26 protein-coding genes are annotated in these 24,276 nt (G+C 70.9%); 19 read left to right on the top strand and 7 right to left on the bottom strand.

Annotated elements, in window-relative coordinates:
• Positions 1–122: 122 nt before the first annotated feature.
• Entirely contained in the window at positions 123–557 is a 435-nt protein-coding gene (rbfA, locus tag P0L94_07505; GenBank protein WES65911.1) for a 30S ribosome-binding factor RbfA, read from the top strand.
• 6 nt (positions 558–563) lie between these two features.
• Here the strand turns inward: rbfA and P0L94_07500 are convergent, their stop codons facing one another.
• Together P0L94_07500 and P0L94_07495 are read right to left on the bottom strand one after the other, a co-directional pair.
• Positions 564–1,064 carry a hypothetical protein gene (locus tag P0L94_07500; protein ID WES65910.1) on the bottom strand — a complete coding sequence of 167 codons (501 nt, stop codon included), beginning with the start codon at positions 1,062–1,064 and terminating at the stop codon, positions 564–566.
• Between the two features lie 62 nt (positions 1,065–1,126).
• Positions 1,127–1,993, bottom strand: a complete 867-nt coding sequence (locus tag P0L94_07495; protein ID WES65909.1) for an A/G-specific adenine glycosylase — start codon at positions 1,991–1,993, stop codon at positions 1,127–1,129.
• A gap of 37 nt (positions 1,994–2,030) precedes the next feature.
• Here P0L94_07495 and P0L94_07490 point away from each other — a divergent pair, with 37 nt between their 5' ends.
• The 6 genes from P0L94_07490 (at position 2,031) to P0L94_07465 (ending at position 5,918) form a co-directional block, all read left to right on the top strand.
• The gene (locus P0L94_07490) at positions 2,031–2,717 is read left to right on the top strand and encodes a hypothetical protein (GenBank protein WES65908.1); all 687 of its coding nucleotides are present in this window, start codon (positions 2,031–2,033) and stop codon (positions 2,715–2,717) included.
• Positions 2,717–3,631, top strand: coding sequence for a tRNA pseudouridine(55) synthase TruB (gene truB, locus P0L94_07485; protein ID WES65907.1), 915 nt, complete (start codon positions 2,717–2,719; stop codon positions 3,629–3,631). Before P0L94_07490 ends, truB begins: the two co-directional genes overlap by 1 nt.
• Positions 3,628–3,996, top strand: a complete 369-nt coding sequence (locus tag P0L94_07480) for a hypothetical protein (GenBank protein ID WES65906.1) — start codon at positions 3,628–3,630, stop codon at positions 3,994–3,996. The genes truB and P0L94_07480 overlap by 4 nt, the downstream gene beginning before the upstream one ends.
• Positions 3,997–4,040: 44 nt before the next feature.
• Entirely contained in the window at positions 4,041–4,508 is a 468-nt protein-coding gene (locus tag P0L94_07475; protein WES65905.1) for a hypothetical protein, read from the top strand.
• Complete coding sequence (locus P0L94_07470; GenBank protein WES65904.1) at positions 4,505–5,479, top strand: bifunctional riboflavin kinase/FAD synthetase; 975 nt, start codon at positions 4,505–4,507, stop codon at positions 5,477–5,479. Before P0L94_07475 ends, P0L94_07470 begins: the two co-directional genes overlap by 4 nt.
• A 67-nt stretch (positions 5,480–5,546) precedes the next feature.
• Positions 5,547–5,918 carry a hypothetical protein gene (locus tag P0L94_07465; protein WES65903.1) on the top strand — a complete coding sequence of 124 codons (372 nt, stop codon included), beginning with the start codon at positions 5,547–5,549 and terminating at the stop codon, positions 5,916–5,918.
• A gap of 208 nt (positions 5,919–6,126) precedes the next feature.
• On the opposite strand, the gene P0L94_07460 is transcribed toward P0L94_07465, so the two are convergent.
• Positions 6,127–6,282, bottom strand: a complete 156-nt coding sequence (locus P0L94_07460; protein ID WES65902.1) for a hypothetical protein — start codon at positions 6,280–6,282, stop codon at positions 6,127–6,129.
• Here P0L94_07460 and P0L94_07455 point away from each other — a divergent pair.
• From P0L94_07455 to P0L94_07440, 4 genes are all read left to right on the top strand, one after another.
• The gene (locus P0L94_07455; GenBank protein ID WES65901.1) at positions 6,281–6,688 is read left to right on the top strand and encodes a hypothetical protein; all 408 of its coding nucleotides are present in this window, start codon (positions 6,281–6,283) and stop codon (positions 6,686–6,688) included. The genes P0L94_07460 and P0L94_07455 overlap by 2 nt on opposite strands.
• Positions 6,689–6,883: 195 nt before the next feature.
• Positions 6,884–9,046: a DEAD/DEAH box helicase gene (locus P0L94_07450; protein WES65900.1), complete on the top strand. Its 2,163-nt coding sequence runs from the start codon at positions 6,884–6,886 to the stop codon at positions 9,044–9,046.
• A gap of 121 nt (positions 9,047–9,167) precedes the next feature.
• Positions 9,168–10,196 (top strand): 6-phosphofructokinase, encoded by a 1,029-nt coding sequence (locus P0L94_07445; GenBank protein WES65899.1) that lies wholly within the window; start codon positions 9,168–9,170, stop codon positions 10,194–10,196.
• A 322-nt stretch (positions 10,197–10,518) separates the two neighbouring features.
• The gene (locus tag P0L94_07440; protein WES65898.1) at positions 10,519–11,319 is read left to right on the top strand and encodes a hypothetical protein; all 801 of its coding nucleotides are present in this window, start codon (positions 10,519–10,521) and stop codon (positions 11,317–11,319) included.
• Between the two features lie 365 nt (positions 11,320–11,684).
• Here the strand turns inward: P0L94_07440 and P0L94_07435 are convergent, their stop codons facing one another.
• On the bottom strand, positions 11,685–13,817 hold the full coding sequence (locus P0L94_07435; GenBank protein WES65897.1) for a S9 family peptidase: 2,133 nt from the start codon (positions 13,815–13,817) through the stop codon (positions 11,685–11,687).
• 52 nt (positions 13,818–13,869) lie between these two features.
• On the opposite strand from P0L94_07435, the gene P0L94_07430 reads away from it, so the two are divergent.
• The 3 genes from P0L94_07430 (at position 13,870) to P0L94_07420 (ending at position 16,881) form a co-directional block, all read left to right on the top strand.
• The gene (locus tag P0L94_07430) at positions 13,870–14,775 is read left to right on the top strand and encodes a phosphodiesterase (GenBank protein WES65896.1); all 906 of its coding nucleotides are present in this window, start codon (positions 13,870–13,872) and stop codon (positions 14,773–14,775) included.
• A gap of 127 nt (positions 14,776–14,902) precedes the next feature.
• Positions 14,903–16,372, top strand: coding sequence for an aspartate ammonia-lyase (locus P0L94_07425; protein ID WES65895.1), 1,470 nt, complete (start codon positions 14,903–14,905; stop codon positions 16,370–16,372).
• 104 nt (positions 16,373–16,476) lie between these two features.
• A complete protein-coding gene (locus P0L94_07420; GenBank protein ID WES65894.1) occupies positions 16,477–16,881 on the top strand; it encodes a hypothetical protein in 405 nt (134 codons plus the stop codon).
• A 57-nt stretch (positions 16,882–16,938) separates the two neighbouring features.
• Here the strand turns inward: P0L94_07420 and P0L94_07415 are convergent, their stop codons facing one another.
• Positions 16,939–17,805, bottom strand: a complete 867-nt coding sequence (locus P0L94_07415) for a fumarylacetoacetate hydrolase family protein (protein ID WES65893.1) — start codon at positions 17,803–17,805, stop codon at positions 16,939–16,941.
• 79 nt (positions 17,806–17,884) lie between these two features.
• Between P0L94_07415 and P0L94_07410 the strand changes: the two genes are divergently transcribed.
• The 3 genes from P0L94_07410 to P0L94_07400 all read left to right on the top strand — a co-directional run bounded on the left by P0L94_07410 (position 17,885) and on the right by P0L94_07400 (position 20,370).
• Positions 17,885–19,114, top strand: coding sequence for a PrsW family intramembrane metalloprotease (locus P0L94_07410; GenBank protein ID WES65892.1), 1,230 nt, complete (start codon positions 17,885–17,887; stop codon positions 19,112–19,114).
• A gap of 182 nt (positions 19,115–19,296) precedes the next feature.
• Complete coding sequence (locus P0L94_07405; GenBank protein WES65891.1) at positions 19,297–19,665, top strand: FKBP-type peptidyl-prolyl cis-trans isomerase; 369 nt, start codon at positions 19,297–19,299, stop codon at positions 19,663–19,665.
• A 141-nt stretch (positions 19,666–19,806) separates the two neighbouring features.
• The gene (locus P0L94_07400) at positions 19,807–20,370 is read left to right on the top strand and encodes a YceI family protein (protein WES65890.1); all 564 of its coding nucleotides are present in this window, start codon (positions 19,807–19,809) and stop codon (positions 20,368–20,370) included.
• On the opposite strand, the gene P0L94_07395 is transcribed toward P0L94_07400, so the two are convergent.
• The gene (locus P0L94_07395; protein ID WES65889.1) at positions 20,333–21,340 is read right to left on the bottom strand and encodes a DMT family transporter; all 1,008 of its coding nucleotides are present in this window, start codon (positions 21,338–21,340) and stop codon (positions 20,333–20,335) included. The genes P0L94_07400 and P0L94_07395 overlap by 38 nt on opposite strands.
• Positions 21,341–21,423: 83 nt before the next feature.
• Complete coding sequence (locus tag P0L94_07390) at positions 21,424–22,752, bottom strand: MFS transporter (protein WES66300.1); 1,329 nt, start codon at positions 22,750–22,752, stop codon at positions 21,424–21,426.
• Positions 22,753–22,953: 201 nt separating this feature from the next.
• Here P0L94_07390 and rpsO point away from each other — a divergent pair, with 201 nt between their 5' ends.
• Both rpsO and P0L94_07380 read left to right on the top strand, forming a co-directional pair.
• Complete coding sequence (gene rpsO, locus P0L94_07385; protein ID WES65888.1) at positions 22,954–23,223, top strand: 30S ribosomal protein S15; 270 nt, start codon at positions 22,954–22,956, stop codon at positions 23,221–23,223.
• A 120-nt stretch (positions 23,224–23,343) separates the two neighbouring features.
• Positions 23,344–24,264 carry an SDR family NAD(P)-dependent oxidoreductase gene (locus P0L94_07380; GenBank protein WES65887.1) on the top strand — a complete coding sequence of 307 codons (921 nt, stop codon included), beginning with the start codon at positions 23,344–23,346 and terminating at the stop codon, positions 24,262–24,264.
• The last annotated feature ends 12 nt before the right edge of the window (positions 24,265–24,276 follow it).

The following is a 24,276-nucleotide window of genomic DNA, read 5'->3' as shown; positions in this document are numbered from 1 at the left end:
GCCGCTTCGGCGACGGATGGCTCCCCGATAACGGGACCCCCAAGACCCCGACTATCGGGGAGCCATCCGTCGCCTCCGCTCCGCGCTCAGCCGGGCGGTGGTGAGGGCAAGGAGAAGAACACATGGCCAGTGAACGACAGGCACGGCTTGCCGACCGCATCCGCGTGCTCATCGCGGAGCGTCTCGAGAAGGGCCTGCGCGACCCGCGCCTCGGCTTCGTCACGATCACCGACGTCCGCGTCACGGGCGACCTGCAGCACGCATCGGTGTTCTACACCGTCCTCGGCACGGAGGAGGAGCGCACGGCATCCGGCGAGGCCCTGAAGGCGGCGACCGGCATGCTGCGCAGCGAGGTCGGGCGCAAGCTCGGCGTCCGCCTCACGCCGACGCTCGAGTTCATCCCCGACGGGGTGCCCGAGAACGCCGGCCATATCGAAGACCTGCTTCGCGAAGCACGCGAGCGCGACGCCGCCGTGGCGGGCATCGCCGCGGCCGCGGCATACGCCGGCGAAGCCGATCCGTATGTCAAGCCCCACGACGCCGACGACGAGGACTGACTCCGCTCAGCCGGTCACGAGATCGGCCAGGTGACGGCCCCAGGCCTGCGCCCGGTCGATCTCGCCGTCCAGCAGGGGGCCCTCGTAGCCGTGGACGTAGAAGCTCTCGCGGGCTATGACGCTCAGGTGATGGTGTCTCGCCTCCGACGCGGCGGCCTTGGCCGCCGACCCGGGAACCCACTTCTGCTCGACGTGCGTGTCGAACGTCGCGATGCGGGCCTTCCCGCCGTCTGCCGGCAGGTGCTCCAGCCAGTCGCGCAGGCCGTGCGAGGACGGATGCTCCGCCCCACGGTTCGCGGCATCGCTGCGCGTGCTCTCGCGTGACATCGAGAATCCGTGCGTCGGACCGCCCGCGACGACCAGATCGACGTCGTCGGCGATCGTGCCGGGGGCGTCGTCGATGCGTGCTGTGTCGACCTCCATGCGCTCCGCGAGACCTGCGGCGATCGCATCGGCGACCTGATGGGTGTTGCCCCACATCGATTCCGAGATGACCAGAGCCTTCATGCCCGCCACGCTCGTCCTCGATGGCCTGCGACGCCAGGGTCGAAGGTCACAGCGGCACGTCCTCAGCGGGGGAGTCGCAGCATCCCGTCGATGGCCTCGACGAGTCCGTCGGCGATGAGCGAGTCGATCGCGCGGTCGCGCTGGCGTGGATCCGGCCAGTCGGCGACGACGGCTTCGAGCGGCGCCTCGTGGCCGTCGGCCTCGCGCAGCACCTTCAGCACCGCCCCGCGCGCCTGCCGGTCGCTGCCCTCGTACCGGGCCTGCCGCGGGCGCGTGTCGCCGGTGTCGGGAAAGCCCGCGGCGCGCCACGCGCACAGCTCCGACAGCGGGCACCGCTCGCACCGCGGGGCGCGTGCCGTGCACACCACCGCCCCCAGCTCCATGGCTGCGGCGTTGAAGATCGCCGACGAGGCGATGTCCTCGGGCAGCAGCTCACTCATCGCGACGAGATCGCGGCGCGAGGCGGGGCCGGGCTGGCTGCGCCCGTCGACGGCGCGAGCGAGGACTCGGCGCGTGTTGGTGTCGACGACCGGATGCCTGTCTCCGTACGCGAACACCGCCACGGCGCGGGCCGTGTAGTCCCCGACGCCGGTGAGCGCCAGCAGCGCATCGACGTCGCGCGGGACGACCCCGTCATGCCGGTCTCGGATCTCGACGGCGGCGCGGTGCAGCCACAGCGCCCGCCGCGGATAGCCCAGGTTCGCCCACCGGCGCACGGCGTCGGCCGGTGCGGCCGACGCCAGAGCCGACGGCGTCGGCCACAGCGCGAGCCACGCCTCGAGGTGAGGGATGACGCGCGTGACCGGCGTCTGCTGCAGCATGAACTCGCTGACCAGCACACCCCACGCGCCGAAGTCCGGATGCCGCCAGGGCAGGTCGCGCGCGTTCTCGCGGTACCACGTCAGCAGCGGCGAGGCGAGATCGGGCATCCGTTCAGCGTAGGGGAGAACGCCTAGGCTGGAGTCCATGCGCCTGCCGATCACGCCGACCACGACGCTGTGGCGCGAGTTGCGCGACGACCTGCGCCGGCGGCGCAGTGTCGGCCGCGTCGTCGTGGCGATCGACGGCCTCGACGGCGCCGGCAAGAGCGTGTTCGCCGACGGTTTCGCCCAGATCCTGGCCGAGGACGGCTCGGCCGTGCTGCGCGCCTCGATCGACGACTTCCACCGCCCCCGCGCCGAACGCCACGCGCGCGGTCGACGCAGTCCCGAAGGCTTCTACCGCGACTCGTACGACTACGCCACGTTCCGTCGCGTGCTGCTGGATCCGTTCCTCGAGGGAGCGCAGACATCCGGGTCGACGGGGTTCCAGCTGCGCGCCTTCGACGTCGACCGCGACACGCCGGTCGAATCGGAGTGGGTCTCCGCAGACGTGGATGCCGTCCTCGTCGTGGACGGGATCTTCCTGCACCGCCCCGAGCTGCTCGACCTGTGGGACTGGTCGGTGTGGCTCGACGCTCCGTTCGAGGTGACCTTCGCGCGCATGGCCGAGCGGGACGGAACGGATCCGGATCCGTCTGCGCCGTCGAACGCCCGCTATCTCGAGGGCCAGCGGATCTATCTGCGTGAGGCGGACCCCCGCGCGGCCGCGACCGTGATCGTGGACAACAGCGACGTGCATCATCCGCACCGCGTGCCCGCAGGAGCGCGCTGATGGCCGCCCGCTCCGCCTCGGGCGTCGCGCCCGGCATCCTGCTGGTGGACAAGCCGCAGGGCCTGACGAGCCACGACGTCGTCGCCCGCGCCCGGCGGGCGCTCGGCACACGAAAGATCGGGCACGCCGGAACGCTCGATCCGATGGCCACGGGACTGCTGATCCTCGGCGTCGAAGGGGCCACGCGCCTGCTGACGTTCATCGTCGGGCTCGACAAGACCTACGAGGCGACCATCCGCCTCGGGGTGTCGACCGACTCCGACGACGCCGACGGCGAGGTCACCTCCACGGCGGATGCCTCCGGCGTGGGCGCCGACGACATCCGCGACGCGATCGCGCCGCTGACCGGCCGCATCTCGCAGGTGCCGAGCACGGTCTCGGCGATCAAGGTCGGCGGCAAGCGCGCGTATGCGCTCGCTCGCGCGGGCGAGGATGTGGAGCTGGCCGCGCGCGAGGTCACCGTCTCGCGGTTCGACGTGCTCCGAGAGCGACGGGGCGACGGCACGATCGATCTGGACGTCGTCGTCGACTGCTCCAGCGGCACGTACATCCGCGCGCTCGCCCGCGACCTCGGCGCCGCGCTCGGCGTCGGCGGGCACCTCACGGCCCTGCGCCGCACGCGCATCGGGCCGTTCGCGGTGGACGGCGCTCCGGGCCCCGACGACCTCGCCGGCACGCCGCTCCGCTCGCCCGCCGAGGTCGCCGCAGCCGTCCTCGGGCGCCTGGTCGTCACCGCCGATGAAGCGCGAGACCTCCGGCACGGCAAGCGGCTGCCCGGAGCCGCGGCGCGCATCGCGCCTTCGCGCGGACCGGTCGCGGCCATCGACCCCCACGGTGCGCTCATCGGCGTCGTCGAGACGCGCGGGGCAGATCTGAAGAGCGCCATGAACATGCCCGAGGAGACTTCCCGATGATCTTATGGTTCACCATCGTCCAGGTGGTCGTCGCCGTCGTCGCCGGCGTGCTCGGCCTGCTGCTCGGGCTCGCCGGCCGTCGCCCGAGCGACCTCAGCGTCGGCGGGCTCGCGCTGCTGGAGCTGCTGCTGATCGTGCAGGTGGTCATCGCCATCGTCGCGCCGCTGGCCGGCAACCCGCCGACCGGCAGCCTCCTGGAGTACTGGGTGTACCTCGTCTCGGCCGTCCTCATCCCGCCGGCCGCGGTGATCTGGGCCCTGCTCGAGCGCAGCCGCTGGAGCACCGTCATCATGGGCGTGGGCGCCCTCGCCGTCGCGGTGATGGTGTGGCGCATGCAGGTGATCTGGACGATCCAGGTCGCCTGATCGCGGCGCGCACCCGCGTTCGCGCGAACTAGAATTGTGTCGCCATGTCGACGTCACCCCGCCCCCGCATGAGCGGCATCGGCCGAGTGCTCGTGATCGTGTACGCGATCATGGCGCTGGCCGCCACCGGCCGCTCCGCCGTCCAGATCATCGAGCGATTCGACGAGGCGCCGCTGGCGTACTCGCTGTCCGCGGTCGCCGCGGTCGTCTACATCCTCGCCACGGCGGCCCTGGTCTTCGCGGGATCCCGCGCGTGGTACCGGGTGGCTTGGGTGGCCATCGTCTTCGAGCTCGCGGGCGTCCTCGTCGTCGGCACACTGAGCTACCTGGTCCCGGACGTGTTCGGCCACCCCTCGGTGTGGTCGTACTTCGGCGGCATCGGCCCCGGCGGCTACCTGGGCTACCTGTTCATCCCTCTCGTGCTGCCGTTCTTCGGCCTGTGGTGGCTCGCGACCCACCGGCCGGCCGACGCGGCGCGCGCGCCCGAGGTCGACGCCGCGGTGGTCCGGTGATCGTCTTCCGCGACCCGGCCGAGGTCCCCGCGGACTTCGGCCCCTCGGTCGTCGCCATCGGCAAGTTCGACGGCGTGCACACCGGGCACCGGGCCGTCATCGACCGCGCTCGCGTGGACGCGGCCACCGGCGGGGCGCAGGTCGTCGCCGTCACGTTCGATCGCAACCCGCTCGCCCTGCTGCGGCCGGAGATCTGCCCCGACAGCCTCATCGGCGTGCACCAGAAGCTGACCCTGCTGGCCCATGCCGGGGTCGACGCGACGCTCGTGCTGCGCTTCGACGAGGAGCTCGCGGCTCTGTCGCCGCGCGCATTCGTCGAGCACGTGCTCGCCGACCGGCTCGGCACGCGCGTCGTGCTCGTGGGGGAGGACTTCCGATTCGGTCACCGCGGCGCGGGCGACCCCGCGACGCTCGCCGCGCTCGGCGACGAGTTCGGGTTCGCCGTCGAGGTCGTGGGCGACGTCCGCGCGATCGACGGCGACCGGCGCGTGTCGTCGACCTGGATCCGCGAAGCGCTGTCGGACGGCGACGTCGACACGGCCGCGAAGCTGCTCGGCCGGTATCCGTCGGTATGGGGCGAAGTCGTGCACGGGCTCAAGCGCGGTCGCGCGCTCGGGTTCCCCACGGCGAACCTGAGCCCCGATCTGGAGGGGTTCGTCCCGGCCGAGGGCGTGTACGCGGGCTGGCTGATCGACGAGGGCCCCCTGGACGCCGACCGGCCGGCGGCGTCGCAGCGCAGCATCCGCTATCCCGCCGCGATCAGCATCGGCACCAACCCGACCTTCGACGACGTCACCGCGCGGCAGGTCGAGGCATACGTCCTCGACGAGACCGATCTCGACCTGTACGGCCACCGGGTCGAGGTGCGGTTCTCGTCGCGCATCCGCGGCATGGTCGCCTTCTCGGGCATCGAGGCCCTCATCGAGCAGATCGCCGACGACGTCGTGAGAGTCCGCGAACACCTGGCCTGACCTCGTCGCGACGGCGCTCCACGGTCAGGGCATGGACCGGACGCCCCCGCGAGCCTACGATGGCGGCGTGGACGCACTGCCCCTCTTCGCCGCGGCCGTCGACGGTGTACCCGAGCACTCGGTGAACCTGTGGGGGAGCCTCGGATGCGCCGTCGCCTACTCGGCGTCACTGCTGACGACCCTCGACGCGTTCGCGGACTTCGTGTCGGCGAAGGGCGATTCCATGGGGGGCGCGCTCGCGCCGGGGATGGGATTGCGGTTCTGGTCGAAGATCGCGGGGGCCACGATCGCCGTGATCGCGGCCGCGATCGTGCTGGCACTCGATCTGAACTGGTTCGCGTTCTGGAGCCTCAGCGCCGCCTATGTCGTCGTCATCGGCATCGGGCTCGCCGTCGTCTACCGGCAGACGCGCGGCGACGCGTTCCGACGATTCGGCTGATCCGAGGGCGCGCCGCGCCTCCGTGGCGGATGCCGGCGTGCACCGGCACCGGAAGCGGATCGCCGGACACGGCGTGAGCTGCGCCTCGCAGACAGGCGTCTCCGCTAGCTTCGAGATGACCGAATCGAGGGTTCATGGCCGTTGTGCTCCGACGTCTCGCGATCACCGTCGCGAGCGGTGCCGTGCTGTGCCTGACCGCGACCGGATGTCAGCCCGAGCCTTCGCCCACCGCCTCCGCAGTGCCCACGCCGAGCCCCACGACCCGCGTCAGCTCGGCCTCGCCGTCGCCCACCCCGATCGCGACCGACAAGCCTGTGGCCGAGAAGCTCCCCGCCTCCTGCGAGGATGCGTACTCGACGACCATGCTCGCCTCCCTGGAGCAGCAGATCCCGCCGCTGAACGACCCGGGTGTGACGATGCTGTCGACGCAGAACGTCGATCTGATCGAGCTCATCGACGGCGGCATCCCGACCCTGCGGTGCTCGTGGGGCGGGCCGAGCGAGTACGGCATGGCCACCAACATCTCCCTCATCGACGCCGACCAGAGCGCGGCGGTGCTCGCGACGCTGGGCTCGAGCGGATTCGCGTGCGAGGTTCATGCCGACGGGCAGCTGTGCAGCATCGAGGGGGGCGGCGTCGACTTCGACGACCAGGTGTACGAGTTCGGTGAGATCCACTACGTGACAGACGCCGTCTGGGTCGCGACGTCGTGGCTGAACTTCCGTCCCGACGGCTACACCGAGGACATCGTCGAGCACATGTGGGGTTGAGGCCCCCGGCACGCTAGACTGGTGTGCGGAGGCGTCGTCTTGCGCCGCGGCTCGCAGAAGCGAGTGCCAGCGACCGAGGGCGGCGGCATCCGATCCCGCGCCTGATGCGGCGCGCGCCGCCCGCGGGAACCGCAGCACAGAACGTCGCACCCGGCTACCCGGCCGGGCGTTTCGGCACACAGGCTCAGGAGGAGCATGCCGACCACGGCAACCGCCGTCCAGAACGGCAAGACCCAGCGTCGCCGCAAGTCCACGTCCACGCGACGTGACGACGACGCCCCGATCATCCCGATCCTCGCTCGCAAGGTGCGCGAGGTCGAGGCCAAGGCCCAGCGCGGCAAGCTCGGGCCCACCAACCGCGTCAAGTTCCAGGTGATCGCCTTCCTCGTCCGCGAGGAGCGTGCGCGCGTCAAGGCCGACGACGCGATCGCCGACGGCGTGCGCGCCGAACTGCTCAAGCGCCTCGACGGCGTCGCGACGATCCTCGCCAAGACGGCGGCGCGCGACACCTCGCTCATCCAGCTGCTCGAGGTCGACCAGGCCACGTCACCGGTCGCGCGCCGCATGCGACGCGACTGGCTGCTCGAGTCCGGCGCCGAGCTGGCACCCGACGAGCTGATCATCACCGATGCGGCACCGGCGCCTGCCACCGTCGTGCCGCCCGCACTCGCCGAGCGGCAGGTCGTCCCCAGCCGCATCGAGGCGCGCAAGGACGCGAACCCCTTCCTCGCCCCCGACCTCACGATGCGCCCGCCGAAGGAGACGCCCCGGCGCCGGCTCGACGGCTGGGAGCTCATGGGCCCGCTGTACAAGGCCTTCGAGACCGGGGCCGGCGGCGGCTCCGCGACGATGGACCTCCCCGGCATCCCCGAGTTCGACCGCGTGTCGCCCCGGGGTCTCGAGATCATGCCGCACCAGTCGCGGTTCCTCGAGTCCGTGCGCGAAGGGCACCGCACCTTCCTCCTCGCCGACGAACCGGGCCTCGGCAAGACCGCCGAGTCGGTGCTGGCGGCATCCGTCGCGGGCGCGTACCCGCTGCTGGCCGTCGTCCCGAACGTCGTCAAGATGAACTGGGCGCGCGAGGTCGAGCGGTGGACGCCGCAGCGGCGCGCGACGGTCATCTCGGGCGACGGCGAGGACATCGACGCGTTCGCGGACGTCTTCATCGTCAACTACGAGATCCTCGACCGGCACCTGTCGTGGCTGAGCTCACTGGGGCTGAAGGGCATCGTCGTCGACGAGGCCCACTTCATCAAGAACCTCACGTCGCAGCGCTCGCAGAACGTGCTGGCCCTGGCCGGCCGCATCCGCGAGCAGGTGCGCGATCCGCTCCTGCTGGCCCTCACCGGCACGCCGCTGATCAACGACGTCGAGGACTTCGACGCCATCTGGCGCTTCCTCGGCTGGACCAACGGCGAGAAGCCGGGCCCCGAGCTCATGGAGAAGCTCGACGCGACCGGTCTCACCCCTGCCGACAAGGCGTTCTATCCCGAGGCGCGCGAGGCCGTCATCTCGCTCGGCATCGTCCGGCGCAAGAAGAAGGACGTCGCCGCGGACCTGCCCGACAAGCTGATCGCCGACCTTCCCGTCGAGCTCGACGACGAGTACGGCCGGTCCATCCGCCAGGCCGAGAAGGAGCTGGGGGAGCGGCTCGCCGCGAAGTACCGCCGCATCATCGAGGCGCGCGGCGACCGTGGGCTCGCCCCCGGCGAGATCGACGACGACATCGTGCGTCTGGTCGCCCACAACGAGCTCGAGGAGTCCAAGGCCGCCGGCACCGGCTCGGACAACGTCTTCACGATGGTGCGCCGCATCGGCCAGGCCAAGGCCCTGCTCGCAGCGGACTACGCGCTGCAGCTGCAGCGCTCGGTCGACAAGGTCGTGTTCTTCGCCAAGCACATCGACGTCATGGACGCCGCCGAGGCGCACTTCGCCGCCGCGGGACTGCGCACGGTCTCGATCCGCGGTGATCAGTCCACGCCCGCGCGGCAGCAGGCGATCGACGCGTTCAACGCCGACCCCGACGTCGGGATCGCGGTGTGCTCGCTGACGGCCGCCGGTGTCGGCCTGAACATGCAGGCGGCCTCGAACGTCGTGCTGGCCGAGCTCAGCTGGACCGCGGCCGAGCAGACGCAGGCGATCGACCGCGTCCACCGCATCGGGCAGGACGAGCCGGTGACGGCGTGGCGCATCATCGCCGCGCACACGATCGACACGAAGATCGCCGAGCTCATCGACTCCAAGCAGGGCCTGGCCCAGCGCGCGCTCGACGGCGACGCCGTCGACCCGCAGTCCAGCGACTCCGTGCAGCTGTCGGCCCTCATGCACCTGCTCCGGCAGGCCCTCGGAGGCGAGTAGGACCTTCGTCCCGCCGGTCCGGATGCCGTCGCCTGGTTTGTGGCCAGGCGGCGGCATCCGGCATTAGGGTCGTGAGTGGCAGTGTCGCCGCCTCGTAGCACCCCGACAGCAAGGACCACACATGAAGATCGGCATCCTGACCAGCGGAGGCGACTGCCCCGGCCTGAACGCCGTGATCCGCGGCGTTGTGCTCAAGGGCACGACGACCTACGATCTGGAGTTCGTCGGGATCCGCGACGGCTGGCGAGGCGTGGTCGACGGCGACTTCTTCCCGCTGACCCGTCACGAGGTCAAGGGCCTGTCCAAGGTCGGCGGCACGATCCTGGGCACGAGCCGCACCAACCCGTACGAGGGACCGCGCGGCGGCGCCGAGAACATCTCCAAGACGATGTACGGGCACCGCCTCGACGGCATCATCGCCATCGGCGGAGAGGGTACGCTCGCCGCCGCGAACCGCCTGGCCAATGACGGCATCAATGTGCTCGGCGTCCCGAAGACGATCGACAACGACCTGCGCGCGACCGACTACTCGTTCGGCTTCGACACCGCCGTCAACATCGCCACGGACGCGATGGACCGCCTCCGCACGACCGGCGACTCGCACCAGCGGTGCATGGTCGCCGAGGTGATGGGCCGCCACGTCGGCTGGATCGCACTGCACGCGGGTGTCGCCTCGGGCGCGCACGTCATCTGCATCCCGGAGGTCCCGATGTCGATCGACGAGATCGCCGCTCAGGTGACGTCGGCCCATGACCGCGGCCGTGCGCCGCTCGTGGTCGTATCGGAGGGCTTCACGATCACCGGCATGGACGAGGCCTACAGCGACAAGGGCCTCGACGCCTTCAACCGTCCGCGCCTCGGCGGCATCGGAGAGATCCTCGCCCCCGAGATCGAGCGCATGACGGGCATCGAGACCCGCGCCACCGTGCTGGGCCACATCCAGCGCGGCGGTTCGCCCTCGGGCTTCGACCGGGTCCTCGCGACCCGCCTCGGCCTGCACGCGGCGGATGCCGTCGTGGACGGCGCGTGGGGCCAGATGGTGGCCCTCCGCGGCACGGACATCGTGCGCGTGCCGTTCGCCGACGCCCTCGGCGAGCTGAACACCGTCCCGCGCTACCGCTACGACGAGGCCGCCGCGCTCTTCGGCTGATCCCGCCGCGCCTCTCACGTTCATCCGTGTCCCACTTCTTGCCGCTCCCGCGCCTCGCGGGCGGCTAGAAGTGGGACACGGTTGTTCTGGGGCGCCGGGAGAGGGCGGGGCGTCCTCCACAGGGTGGCGCTGAGGCGCCGTTCGGCCATGCGGCTGTGGAGGGCCGCGTCCGGATCCCGGCGGACGCGAGAGTGGGCGGATGCCTCGACCCGCGCCGCTTCCCGATGATCTGCCGGCTGACTTCGCTGTGCGGGATGCGATGGCGCAGGGTCTCTCGCGGGCCCGTCTTCGGCGGACGGATCTGCGCGCGCCTTTCCCCGGGGTGAGGAGCACAGGAGTCCAGCCGGAGGGTGATTATCCGCTGCTGCGATTGTGTCGGCACTACGGGCCGCGCGTTCGCGACGGGCAGTTCTACAGCCACGAGACCGCCCTCTTCCTGCACGGGGCGCCGATGCCGGAGTGGCCCTACCGCCCCCGGTTGCACGTCTCGGCGCACCGACCGCAGCGCGAACCCCGCGTGGCGGGTGTGGTCGGGCATCGGCTGCAGCGCCGCAACAACCTCGCCGTCCCCGGACCGCAGGGCTTCGCGGTCGAGAGTCCGGCCCGTGCATGGCGTCAGACCGGGACGCTGTGGGCACTGGACGATCTCATCGCCGCCGCCGACTTCCTCGTCACCGGTGACACACCGCTGGCGACGACGGAAGAGCTGCGCGACGAGGTCGAGATCATGGGAGACGTGCGCGGCGGCATCCTCAAGCGCGCTCTCGCCGACGTGCGCATCGGCGTGCGGTCAGCCCGCGAGACGCGGCTGCGGCTGCTGCTCGTTCGGTCCGGACTGCCGGAGCCGCACATCAACTGGATCCTTCGCGACGTGTCGGGCCGGTTCGTCGCGGAGCTGGATCTGGCATACCCCCGGTGGAAGGTGACGCCGGAGTACGACGGGCGTGTGCATGCAGACGATCCGGAGCAGTTCGCGAAGGACGGCGACCGATGGGACCGCATCCGAGAGCAGGGGTGGGACCACGTGCGCATCATGAAACACCACATGAGGGGAAGCGGGGCCGTCGCCGTCCACAAAGTCCGCGACGCGCTCCTGCGAGCCGGGTGGACTCCAGGCCGCTGAGCCCGCGCCAACCCGCGTTCCATGTCCCACTTCTGGCCGCAACGACCGCGTTCAGGCGGCCGAAAGTGGGACACGGCGCCCTGCGCGCGGCATCCGTTGTGATCATGTCCCACTTCTGGCCGCAACGACCGCGTTCAGGCGGCCGAAAGTGGGACACGGCGCCCTGCGTGTCGGCATCCGTTGTGATCATGTCCCACTTCTGGCCGCAACGACCGCGTTCAGGTGGTCGAAAGTGGGACACGGCGCCCTGCGTGTCGGCATCCGTTGTGATCATGTCCCACTTCTGGCCGCAACTGCGCGGCTCAGGCGACTAGAAGTGGGACACGGGTGCTGCGAGGACTGCAGGGGCTGCCGGCGCTGCTTGGCTACGCGTCGGCGACGCCGAGCACGTCGAGCAGCCAGGCCAGCTCGAACGCGCGCTCGCGCCAGGCGTTGTAGCGGCCCGAGACGCCGCCGTGTCCGGCGACCATCTCGCACTTGAGCAGGGCGTCGGCGCCGACTTCGCGCAGCCGCGCGACCCACTTCGCCGGCTCGACGTAGAGCACGCGCGTGTCGTTGAGCGACGTGACAGCGAGGATGCGCGGATACGCGACGTCGGTCCGCACGTTCTCGTACGGCGAGTAGGACTTCATGTACGCGTAGACGTCGGGGTCATGGAGCGGATCGCCCCACTCGTCCCATTCGATGACGGTCAGCGGCAGCGACGGGTCGAGGATGGTCGTCAGCGCGTCGACGAACGGCACGTCGGCCAGGATGCCGGCGAACAGCTCGGGCGCGAGGTTGGCGACGGCCCCCATCAGCAGGCCACCGGCCGAGCCGCCTTCGGCGACCATACGGTCGGCGGTGGTGTAGCCGTTGTCGATGAGGTGCAGGGCGCAGTCGACGAAGTCGGTGAAGGTGTTGCGCTTGTTCAGCAGCTTGCCGTCCTCGTACCACTGGCGGCCCATCTCGCCGCCGCCGCGGACGTGGGCAACCGCGAACACGACGCCGCGGTCGAGCTCCGACAGGCGCGCGACCGAGAACGCCGGCTCGATGGAGTGCTCGTACGAGCCGTAGCCGTACAGGTGCAGCGGGCGCGGCGCGGCGCCGGCTTCGCCGAACGAGCGCTTCCACACCAGCGAGATCGGGATCTGCGTGCCGTCCTGCGCGCGCGCCCACACGCGCTGCTGCGCGTAGAGCTCGGGGTCGTACCCGCCGAGCACCGGCTGACGCTTGCGCAGCGTGAGCTCGCGCGTGGCGAGGTCGAGGTCGTACACCGTCGCCGGCGTCACAAACGATCCGTAGCCCAGGCGCAGCACCGGCGGCGCCCACTCGGGGTTCCCGCCGCCGCCGACGGCGTACAGCGGCTCGTCGAACTCGAGCTCGTCGACGTCGCCGGTGGCGTAGTCGAGCAGTCCGAGGCGCGCGAGGCCCGACCGGCGGTACGCGAGCACCGCCCAGTCGCGGAACGTGGAGATGCCGAGCAGCCGCCGGCCGGGCCGGTGGGGGATGACCGTGGTGCGCTGGCCGGAGGGATCGGATGCCGCGACCCGCACGAGCTCGAAGTCGAGCGCGCCGTCGTTGTGGAGGACGAACAGCACGTCCTCGCCGTCCACGACTGCGTGCTCGGCCTCGTACTCGACGCCCTCTCGGCGGGGCCACACCACGCGGGGCTCGCCGCGGAGGTCGTCGGCGTCGAGGATCCACTCCTCGGACGTGATGGAGGAGCCGAGCCCGATGACGAGGTAGCGGTCGCTGCGGGTGAAGCCCGCGCCGACCCAGTAGCGCTCGTCCGGCTCGTGGAACAGGCGCGCGTCGTCGGCCACGGGGGTGCCGAGCTCGTGCAGCCACACCGTGTCGGGGCGCCACGCGTCGTCGACGGTCGTGTAGACGATGAAGCGGCCGTCGGGGGAGAACCCGGCTCCGGCGAACGTGTCGGGGATCTCGTCGGGCAGCTGCTCGCCGGTGGTGAGATCGCGGACGCGGATGAGGTACCGTTCGTCGCCGGCCACGTCGACGCCGTAGAGCATGCGCGTGCCGTCGTTCGAGACCTCGAAGCTGCCCAGCGAGAAGAACTCGTGTCCGTCGGCCTCGACGTTGCCGTCCAGAAGCACCTGCTCGCCGGGGACCGGCACGTCGGGCGAGAGCTCCGGCGGGGTCCAGTCGTCGGGCGAGGAGAGCGGTGCGCGACACTGGATGCCGTACTGGTTGCCTGCGACGGTGCGACCGTAGTACCACCACTGCCCGCGGCGCACCGGCACCGAGAGATCGGTCTCGAGCGTGCGTCCCTTGATTTCGTCGAAGATACGGCCGCGCAGTCCGTCCAGGTGGGCGGTGCGCCGGTCGGTGTAGGCGTTCTCCGCCTCGAGATGGGAGGTGACCGCCGCGTCCTCCTTGGCCCGGAACCACTCGTAGCGGTCCTCGATGTCGTCGCCGTGGTGGCTGCGGACGGACGGATGCGCCGGCGCGACGGGCGGCACGGGGCGGGCGGACTCGGCGGGGGCGTCTGCGGGACTCACGAGCCCACGTTAGCCGAGCACCGGGTCACCGGCCCGATCTAGGCTGAGGGGCATGACGGCGGCTCCTGTGCAGTTCGGTCAGCATCCTCCGGCCCGGCGCACGATCGTGCATCTGAGCGACACGCATCTGCTCGCCGGCGCCAAGCGCCTGGGCGACGTGTACGACACGGCGGCGAACTTCGCGCGGGCCCTCGAAGCCGTCGAGGCGCTGCGCATCCGCCCCGACGCGATCGTGTTCACCGGTGACCTGACCGATCTCGGCGAGCCCGAGGCCTACCGCGCCCTGCGCAACGCGGCCGAGCCGGTCGCGCAGCGGCTGGACGCGCCGCTGGTGTGGGTCGCCGGCAATCACGACGAGCGGCCGGCCATGCGATCGGCGCTGCTGGACCTGGATGCATCCGAGCAGCCGATCACGCGCGTCATCGACCTCGGCGGCCTGCGACTGATCGCGCTCGACACCACCGTCCCCGGATGGCACCACGGCGACATCGATCCTGCGCAGCTCGCCTGGCTCGCCGAGACGCTCGCGGCGCCTGCGCCGCTGGGGACGCTGCTGGCGATGCACCATCCGCCGCTGCCCAGCCACATCCCGGTCTTCGAGATCCTCGAGCTCCACAACCAGAAGCGCCTCGCCGATGTCATCGCGGGTACCGACGTGCGCGGCATCCTCGCCGGTCATCTGCACTTCTCGACTTCGGGGACCTTCGCGGGCGTGCCGGTCAGCGTCGCATCGGCGACGTGCTACACCATGAACCTCGCCCGCCCCGGGGCGGAGGTCAACGGCATGGATGCGGCGCAGTCGTTCCATCTCGTCCACGTCTACGACGACACGATCACGCACGCGGTGGTGCCGGTCGTCCAGGCGCCGACGGGGGAGTTCTTCACTGAGGAGTGGGCGGCGCAGATGGCCGCGCTCACGCCCGAGGAGCGGCTCGAGGCGTTCTCGCGCAAGCGCTGACGTTGCCGAACCGTCCATCGTGTCCATTCAGGCGGACGCGGATCGCCGTGGTGTACAGCGGTGTCGTGCCGTGCCGGGGTTAGTCTCGGGACAACCCTCATCGCCGCGACCCACAAGGACTTCGCACATGGCTCTGGACGCAATGACGCGCACCCGCACCGAGACCGACTCCCTGGGATCCCTCGAGATCCCCGCCGACGCCTACTGGGGCATCCATACCGCTCGCGCGCTGGAGAACTTCCCCGTCTCGCGACGCCCGATCTCGGTCTACAGCGACCTGGTGCGGGGACTCGCGATGGTCAAGCAGGCGGCGTCCCGCGCCAACAAGGAGATCGGCGTCCTCGACGCTGAGCGCGCCGACCTCATCGACCGGGCCGCCCAGCTCGTGATCGACGGCGAGCACCACGACCAGTTCGTCGTCGGTGTCGTGCAGGGCGGGGCGGGCACCTCGACGAACATGAACGCCAACGAGGTCATCACCAACATCGCCCTCGAGCTCGCCGGCCGCGAGAAGGCCGACTACGCGTACCTCTCGCCGATCGACCACACCAACCGCAGCCAGTCCACCAACGACGTGTACCCCACGGCGATCAAGGTGGGGCTGAGCCTGGACCTCCAGTCGCTCCTGGACGAGCTCGACCTGCTGCGACAGTCGTTCCTGGCCAAGGCCCGCGAGTTCCACGACGTGCTGAAGGTCGGCCGCACCCAGCTGCAGGATGCCGTGCCGATGACGCTCGGCCAGGAGTTCAACGGCTTCGCCTCGACGCTCGGCTACGACCACCAGCGCCTGACCGAGAACGCGTATCTGCTGTTCGAGGTCAACATGGGCGCCACCGCGATCGGCACCGGGATCACGACCCACCGGGGCTACGCGAGTGCCGTCGTACGGCACCTGCGTGCCATCACCGGGCTCGATCTCGTGCTCGCCAGCGACCTGGTCGAGTCCACGAGCGACACGGGGTCGTTCATGTCGTTCTCGGCTTCGCTCAAGCGAAACGCGATCAAGCTGTCGAAGATCAGCAACGACCTGCGCCTGCTCTCGTCGGGTCCGCAGGCGGGCTTCGGCGAGATCAACCTCCCCGCCCGCCAGGCGGGGTCGAGCATCATGCCCGGCAAGGTCAACCCTGTCATCCCCGAGGTCGTGAACCAGGTCGCCTTCGCCGTGGCCGGTGCCGACACGACGGTGACGATGGCCTCGGAGGGCGGTCAGCTGCAGCTGAACGCGTTCGAGCCGATCATCGCGCACTCGATCTTCCAGTCGATCACGTGGATGCGGCGGGCCATGCGCACGCTCCGCGTCAACTGCGTCGACGGCATCACCGCCAACCGCGAGCGCCTGGGCGCCATGGTCGGCTCGTCCGTGGGTGTGGTGACGGCGCTGACTCCGTTCATCGGGTACGCGGCGGCGGCCGCGCTGGCCAAGACGGCGCTGCTGACCGGGCGCAATATCGCCGACCTCGTCGTGGAGGCCGGGCTCATGTCGCGCGAGGAGGTCACCAAGCAGCTGTCGCCGGCGCGCCTGTCGGGCCTCGAGGCGATCACGGCGGTCATTCCCGTGCAGGCCGTGGAGGATCTCGTCGCCGGTCCGGAGGAGTGAGCGCGGAGCGGATGCCGATGCCGCGCGTTCCCGGCACGGAACTCTTGCCCGCGTCGCCGCCGCATCGATAGGTTCGACACGTCCGACGACTTCGAGAGGCCGCCATGACCGACCCGCAGAACCCCGCACAGCAGCCTGCAGGCGCACCGACCCCGCCCCCGGCGTACGCCTCCGCGCCCCCGCCCGCACCCGGGGCTCCGGCGCCCGGCGCCCCCGTCCCCGGCCGGACGATGGGCATCGTGGCGTTCGTCCTGTCGTTCTTCTTCGCCCTCATCGCGCTGATCCTCGGCATCATCGCGCTCGTGCAGAGCAAGAAGGCGGGCGCCTCGAACGGATGGGCGGTCGCGGCCATCGTCATCAGCTCGGTGGCGATCGTGCTGGGCATCATCATCGGCATCGTGTTCCTGTCGCTCGGCGCTGCGGGCCTGGCGATCTTCGGCGGCGTGTGCGCGGAGCTCGGCTCGGGCACGCACATCCTCAGCGACGGCACCACCATCACCTGCCCCTGACGGCATCCGGTCGAAGCGAAGGCGCCCCGCGGGGCGCCTTCGTCGTTCCGGAGGAGGTCAGCGAAGCATGCGGCAGTGCGTCGTCAGCTCGCCGATGCCGTCGATGCCGACGGTGACCGTGGAGCGGTCGCGGAGGAATACCTGCGGGTCGCGCGAATATCCCGCCCCACCGGGGCTTCCCGTCGAGATGAGGGTGCCGGGCAGCAGCGTCGCGGCCTGCGAGAGCTGCGAGACGAGGGTCGCCACCGACCGCACCATCTGGCCCGTCGAGGCATCCTGCATCCTGTGCCCGTCCAGTTCGGTCCAGATGTGCAGATCCTGCGGGTCGGGCACCTCGTCGGCGGTCACGACGAACGGGCCGGTCGGCGTGAATCCGTCGAACGACTTGCAGCGCGACCACTGCGCCTCGGAGTACTGGATGTCGCGCGCGGTGATGTCGTTGACGACCGTGTAGCCCCACACGTGGTCGAGGGCGTCCTCGACGGCGACGTCCTTCGCGGGCGTGCCGATGACGACGCCGAGCTCGGCTTCGTAGTCGATCGACTCGCTGAGCGCGGCCGGCCACGTCGTGGTCTGCTCGTGACCCGACAGTGAGTTCGGCCACAGCACGAACACCGTCGGGGTGTTGTCGGTCTTCAGCCCCAGCTCGCTCGAATGGGCGGCGTAGTTCAGACCGACCGCGAGGACGACCGGCGGCGCCAGGACGGCGGAGGCGTAGGCGACGCCCTCGAGCGGATGCCGGTCGCCCGCCGCCGCGACCGCGTCGCGCACGCGCTCGAGCAGCGGATCGCCGCCGGCGATGAGCGCCTCGAGCGTCGCAGGGGCGCCGTCGAAGAGAGCACCGACGTCGACGGCCGTCTCGCCGTCGACGGCCACCAGGCGGGCATGGTCGTGTCCGGAGCGGATGACATGGGCGAAGCGCATCCGTCAACGCTACCGGCGCGCAGGTCCGTGGTTCGGCGCATGTCGGGGTACGCCCGGCGAGGGCCCCTAGGCTGACCCCATGACGCTCCCCGAACCGTCGAGCCGGCCTCGACCGTCCCTGGTGCCGCCCTCCTTCCCGTCGCCGCTCGCTCAGCCCAGCCACGCCGCGCCGGCGCACATCGCCCCGCCCGCGGCGGGCGCGCCCCACGTGGCGGCCGCCGCGCCGCGGGCGTCGCGCGCCGGCCGCTCGGCGCCGATCTGGCTGTTCGGCATCCTGCTGATCGTCCTGGTGATCCTCATCGCCTACTTCCTCAGCGCACTCGGCCCCGCCGCGTCGGTCATCGGCATGGTGCTGGCACTGCTGCCGCTGGCGGGTGTGCTGTTCGCGGTGCGGATCGTCGACCGCTGGGAGCCCGAGCCGCGCGGTCTGCTCGTCCTGGCCGTCGCGTGGGGTGCGGTGGCGGCGGTCGGCATCGCGCTGGGCGTCGACCTGCTGCTCGTGATCGCCTTCGGGCAGAGCTCGTCGCCGGCGGCCGACGTCCTCTCCGCCGTCGTCCAGGCGCCGGTCGTCGAGGAGATCGGCAAGGGGCTGGGACTGCTCGTGATCCTGGCGGTGGGCCGCCGCGCGTTCGACGGACCGGTCGACGGGATCGTCTACGGCGCGCTCATCGGCGCCGGCTTCGCGTTCACCGAGAACATCCAGTACTTCGCCGTCAGCCTCATCGACGGCGGTGTCGCCGACGTGTCGGCGACCTTCTTCATGCGCGGGATCCTGTCGCCGTTCGCCCACGTCATGTTCACGAGCGTGACCGGCTTCGCCGTCGGGCTGGCGGTGCGCCGCGGCGCGTCGGTGGGCACGGCGCTCGGACCGTGGGCGGTGGGGCTCGCCGGAGCCATCGCCCTGCACGCGCTGTGGAACGGCTCGGCCGTCCTCGGCGACTTCTTCGCCCTCTACCTGATGCTGCAGGTGCCGCTGTTCGTGCTGTTCATCCTCGGCATCGTCTTCCTGCGCCTCGAGGAGTCGCGCCTGACGCGCACGCGGCTGTCGGACTACGCCGCGGCCGGATGGTTCACGCCGCAGGAGGTCGACATGCTCACGACGAGCCGGGGGCGCCGCGCCGCGATGGAGTGGGCGGCGACGCTGCGCGGCGACCGGCGCGGTCTCATGCGCGGCTTCATCGCCGACGCGACGGCGCTCGCCGCCGCCCGCCAGCGGGCGCTCACGGGCCGCGATCCGCATGCGGCGGCCGATGAGCGGATGCTGCTCGAGCGCGCCGCCGCCGCGCGGGCGGCGCTGTTCGCGCCGTGATCGCTGCTCTTGACACCGTGATCGCCCGACGGGAATGATGGTGCCAGATCAACTCAGCGCTCGGGAGTCACGCAGGCATCGCCGCGGCACCGGGCGCTGAGTCTTGTCGCGGGCGGGTGCGGCGGGCCCGCCGAGAGCGAACACGACCCGCGCGGCGACCGCTGTCGTGCTTGGATGGATGCATGAGCGACAACCGCACGAAGCCCGAGATCGACGCGCCCGAGGGCCCGGCTCCCAGCGACCTCGTCATCCGCGACATCATCGTCGGCGAGGGCGCCGAGGCCAAGGCCGGCGACACCGTCACCGTCCACTACGTCGGCGTCGCGTACGACTCCGGCGAGGAGTTCGACTCGTCGTGGAACCGCGGCGAGACGATCCAGTTCCCGCTGCGCGGCCTGATCCAGGGCTGGCAGGACGGCATCCCCGGCATGAAGGTCGGCGGGCGCCGCGAGCTGGTGATCCCGCCGCACCTGGCCTACGGTCCCGCCGGCGGCCACTTCCTCGGCGGCAAGACCCTCATCTTCGTCATCGACCTCGTCGCCGTCGGCTGACGCCGCAGCGACCGAATGGATGCCGTCCCCATGGGGGGCGGCATCTTTTTTCGCATTCTCGGGAATAGATTCAGATGAATGGTGTTTTCCTGCTGTGATCCCGGTCGTCCCACGCGGCCGCCGAACACGTAAAGGAAACCCATGACCGACACCGCAACGATCTCCGTCCCCGGCTACAAGGCGGGCACCTGGGTGCTCGACCCCTCGCACAGCGAGGTCACCTTCAGCGTCCGTCACATGATGATCTCGAAGGTGCGCGGCACCTTCGGCGTCAAGAGCGCCACGATCGTCGCCCCCGAGAACCCCCTCGAGGCCAAGGTCGAGGCGACCGTCGACGTCGCCTCCATCGACACGAAGGACGAGGGCCGCGACAACCACCTGCGTTCGGGCGACTTCTTCGACGTCGAGACCCACCCGTCGATGACCTTCGTCTCGACCGGCACCCGCTACGAGGACGGCGAGTTCCTCGTCGACGGCGACCTCACCATCCGCGGCGTCTCGAAGCCCGCGACCTTCACGCTCGAGTTCGGCGGCTTCGGCACCGACCCCTGGGGCAACTACAAGGCCGGCGCGACGGCCACGACGGTGATCGACCGCGAGGAGTTCGGCCTGACCTGGAACGCCGCGCTCGAGACCGGCGGCGTGCTCGTCGGCAAGGACGTCACCATCAGCCTGGACCTGCAGGGCGCTCTGCAGCAGGACTGAGCGCGGTCGCGGGGGCGGATGCCGGCATCCGTCCCCGCGGGCCGTCGCGGCGCCCGAGCCGCAGGCGGTTCTGGGCGAGCATGATGCCGAGGAAGACCACGAGCGCTCCCAGCGGCTCGTTCCAGCTCAGCTGCTCGCCCAGGACCGCCACTCCGAGCCCGACCCCCACGAGGGGCGTCACATAGGTCACCGTGGACGCGCGCGTGGGTCCCCACGCGCGGACGGTGTTCTGATTCCAGATGTAGACGAACCCCGTGCCCAGGACCCCCAGCAGCGCGACGCTCCCGACGATCCACGGATCCAGCCGCACGGGCTGCAGCGCGATCGCCGGTGCCAGCGCCGTCATGATCACGGCGCCGATCCCGATGTTCAGGAACGAGAACACCGCCGCCGTCGTGCCGGTGTTCGCGGCGAACCGCCGCATGTAGGCCAGGCTGAAGCCGTAGCAGGCCGTCGCCCCGAGGATCGCCAGCTGCGCGATGAGGCTCTGGGAGAAGTCGAGGCCCTGCCACGGTGCGATGATGACCGCGACCCCGAGGATGCCGAGGGTGATGCCCGCGATCTGCACCGGCTTGAGCTTCTCGGCGCGCAGCACGAGGCCCGCCATGATGGCCGTCATGATGGGCGTCGTGGCGTTGTAGATGCTCGCGAGACCGCTCGTGACGTGCTGCTGGGCCCACGAGAACAGCAGGTACGGCACGACGCAGAACGTGACCGCGAGGACGGTCAGGTGCCCCCACACGCGCGGCGAGCGGGGGAGCGGCTCGCGCCGGACGGCGACGTACAGCCCCAGCGCCAGCGCGCCCAGTGCCAGGCGCGACCAGACGACCTGCGTGGGTGCGATCCCGGTGAGCGCGACCTTCATGAACAGGAAGCTCGATCCCCACACGAGTCCTGCCAGGACGAACTGCGCGGCGACCGACGCGCCGCGCAGGGGAGCGGTCGCGGAGGCGGCGGGAGCGGCGGTCACGAGGGGACTCTAGCCCCGCGCGCGGACGCCGTCGCGGTCGTCCGGCTGCGACGTCCGAAATCCGCCGACGTGTGCCCGTCCGGCTACGGCTCGGGGTGCTGTGCGTCGTACGCGCGGAAGCGCGGGTTCAGTCGCACGAGCACGCCGACCAGGGCGATGATGACGAGTCCTCCCAGCAGCGGCGGGAACCACAGCGCCGTGAGGGTGGCGAGGGTCCCGGCGTAGAGCGCGCCGAGCCGCGGCCCGCCGGCGACCACGACGATGAACACGCCCTGCAGGCGTCCGCGGATGGCATCGGGGACGGCCGCCTGCACCATCGTGTTGCGGAAGATCGAGCTGACGTTGTCGGCCGCGCCCGCGATGGCCAGCGCGGCGCACGCCGCCGCGATGAGGGGGACGTTCGGGTGGTCGGCGTCGACCGGCACGGGCGCGAACCAGCCCAGCGCCGCCGCCCCCAGCACCAGGCCGAGCGTGCCGATCGCGACTCCGTAGACCCGGATCGCCCGCTCGATGCCCACGCCGTGGTGCCGCACGCGTCCGACGGGACCCGAGAGCAGGCTCGACACGAACGCGCCGGCGGCGACCGACGCCGTCAGGATGCCCGTCGTGATCGGGCCGCCGCCCAGCAGAACCGCGCCGATCGCCGGGAACAGCGCCAGCGGCTGCCCGAACGTCATCGCGACGACGTCGAGCACGAACTGCAGGCGGATGTTCGCCGCCCGGCGCAGGAACCGCCAGCCGTCGCGCAGCGACTCCAGGCCCGGCCGGACGGTGACGCCCTCCGGTCGCAGCGCCGGGAGCGTCCACAGCCCGAGGAACATCGCGAGCATGAGCACGACGTCGATCGTGTAGGTCCACGCGTAGCCGGTGATTGCCACGAGGACGCCGGCCAGGGCGGGACCGGCCATCACCATGATGCCGACCGTGATGCCGTGGAGGGCGGATGCCGCCGGCAGCAGGTCGCGGGGGATCAGGCGCGGCACGATCGCCTGCCGCGCGGCCATCACGACGGAGTTGGCGGCGGAGTTGACGACGCTCAGCGCGTACAGCCACCAGACGGTCTCGAGTTGGGCCCAGGCGAGCACGGCGAGCAGCAGCGTCGAGCCGAACGTGATCGTCGCGGTGATCAGGGCGACCCGCCTGCGGTCGAACGCGTCGGCGAGCATGCCGCCGTACACGCCGGCGAACACCATGGGGACCAGGCCCGCCACGGCGATCATCGACACCGCGAACGTCGACCCGGTGAGGTCGAACATGTGCAGCATTACCGCGACGATCGTCAGCTGGCCGCCGAGGCCGGCGAGCGTCGAGCCGATCCACATGCGCGCGAAGGCGGGGCTGGCGCGGAACGGGCGCAGGTCGATGAAGTGGTCGCGGCGCAGGCGGGTGCGTGCGGCGACGCGGCGCAGCATCACCGCCGGGCCCGCGCGCCGCTGAAGGAGGATGGCACCTCTCGAGGGTAGTCGCACGGACGCGGGATGCCGTGCCGGGGGATTCGCCCCGGCATCCGCTGACTGGTAGACTCTTCAGGTTGCCGTTAGATCGGCCGCGGATAAAGAGAGCTCACGCACAAGGCGTCGGGCACCGCGCAACGACGAGGAAGGGGATCACCTATGGCACTGGATGCAGCCGTCAAGAAGGCGATCATCGAAGAGTACGCGACGCACCCCGGTGACACCGGATCCCCCGAGGTGCAGGTCGCGATGCTGACGCAGCGCATCAAGGACCTCACCGAGCACCTCAAGGAGCACAAGCACGACCACCACTCGCGTCGTGGCCTGTTCCTGCTCGTCGGTCAGCGCCGCCGTCTGCTCGGCTACCTCCAGGACATCGACATCGAGCGCTACCGCTCGCTGATCGAGCGCCTGGGGCTCCGCCGCTAAGGCACGCGACCCAGCGTTCAATCGCGCAGAACATTCTTCCGAAGGCCGTCCCACGGTGTGGGGCGGCCTTCGTCGTGCCCGTCGTGTGATGCTGGGGACAACGCGACGAGGGAGCGGCGAATGGCTTACACGCGGGACTCCGTACCCGACCTGACCGGCCTCACGGCGGTGATCACGGGCGCCAACGGCGGCCTCGGACTGGTCACGGCCGACGTGCTGGCCGCACGCGGCGCGCATGTCGTCATGGCGGTGCGCGATCGGGCCAAGGCCGACCGCGCGGTGACCGAGATCACCGCGCGCACGCCGGCGGCGTCGCTCGAACTCGTCGCGCTGGACCTGTCGGATCAGGCATCCGTGGTCCGCGCGGCGGACGAGATGCTCGCGGCGCACGATCGCATCGACATCCTCGTCAACAACGCGGGCGTCATGGCGATCCCCGAACGGCGTTCCGTCGACGGTTTCGAAATGCAGCTGGCCGTCAACCATCTCGGTCACTGGACGCTCACGGCGCTGCTGATGCCGGCGCTCATCGCCGCGCCCGCGGCACGGGTGGTCTCGGTCACCAGCACGGCGCATCACTTCGGCCGGGCGATCGACGTCGGCAACCCGCACCTGCACGGTCGCTACGAGCCGTGGCGGGGCTACGGGCAGTCGAAGCTCGCGAACTACCACTTCGGGCTGGGACTGCAGGAGCTCTTCGAGCGGGAAGGCGTCCGGGCGCAGAGCCTCATCGCCCACCCGGGCCTGTCGCACAGCGAGCTGCAGGTCGTGACGGTCGCGGAGGGCGGCGTCGGAGGATCGGGCCGGTTCTTCGCGTGGCTGGCGGCCAACACCGGCATGGACGTCGCCGACGGCGCAATGCCCCAGCTCCGCGCGGCGACCGACCCGTACGCCCGGGGCGGGGAGTTCTACGGCCCGCGGTACATGAACAACGGGCCCGCCGTCCGGCTGCCGGTGCTGCGCCCGGGGCGCGCGCATGCCGTCGAGGCGCTCTGGACCGTCTCGCAGCGCGAGACGGGCGTGCCGATGCTGGTCGGGTGATGTCGCGCCGGG

The sequence above is a fragment of the Microbacter sp. GSS18 genome (assembly GCA_029319145.1).
Taxonomy (GTDB): domain Bacteria; phylum Actinomycetota; class Actinomycetes; order Actinomycetales; family Microbacteriaceae; genus Microbacterium.
Note: the sequence above shows the minus strand (reverse complement) of the source record. Positions and strands in the feature narration are given on the sequence as shown.